This is a genomic window from Catenibacterium sp. AM22-6LB, from assembly GCF_003435615.1.
Classification (GTDB): domain Bacteria; phylum Bacillota_I; class Bacilli_A; order Erysipelotrichales; family Coprobacillaceae; genus Catenibacterium; species Catenibacterium mitsuoka_A.
In genome coordinates, this window is record NZ_QTUM01000124.1 from 1 (window position 1) to 727 (window position 727).

Below are 727 nucleotides of genomic sequence, written 5' to 3' on the forward strand. Positions count from 1 at the left end.
ATCAAATTGCATTTTTAAGATGGTTTTGTAATGTAAAAGATTTATTTGAATACCCACAAGCCACAGGTAAGTGAAAATTAAATTTTATTAACGCCTATAAATCGGCGTTCTTGAAGCTAAATTTGATGCATAGATTTTCTGCTTGTTCTATAATTAGATTAGAAATCAGATGGAGAACTCATGCAGGATATTGTTTCAATACTTCATGTGTTCTCCTGTAGGCTGCAATGGGTATCGTAAGTATAAAAAAACTGTAGAAAGGGATGAGGAAATTGCTGAAGAGTTTCAAGACGGAAATAAATCCGACAGAGGAGCAGAAAGTCAGGATTCGTAAAACAATAGGTACTTGCAGATTTATCTATAACTTCTATCTTGCTCATAATAAGGTGCTTTATGAAAGCAGTAAAAAGTTTATGAGCAGCAGCCAGTTTAGAGTATGGCTCAACAATGAGTTTCTTCCGAGCCATCCAGAATATTCCTGGATCAAGGAGGCTTATTCAAAATCGGTAACACAGGCAGCAAATAACGGTCAGACTGCATTTAAGAGATTCTTTAATCACAAGAGCGCCTTTCCAAAATTCAAAAAGAAAGGCAGATCTGATGTGAAAATGTATTTTGTAAGGAATAATCCTAAAGATTGCCTTTGTGAAAGACACAGAATCAAGATTCCGTCACTTGGCTGGGTACGCATCAAAGAGAAAGGATATATTCCCACAACAAAAGATGG

The 727-nt window shown here is 35.9% G+C and carries 1 protein-coding gene; it reads left to right on the forward strand.

Features of this window, described 5'->3' with window-relative positions:
* Positions 1-263: 263 nt before the first annotated feature.
* Positions 264-727, forward strand: a 464-nt coding sequence (locus DW269_RS12525; protein ID WP_147321719.1) for a helix-turn-helix domain-containing protein, incomplete at its 3' end; no start/stop codon positions are given.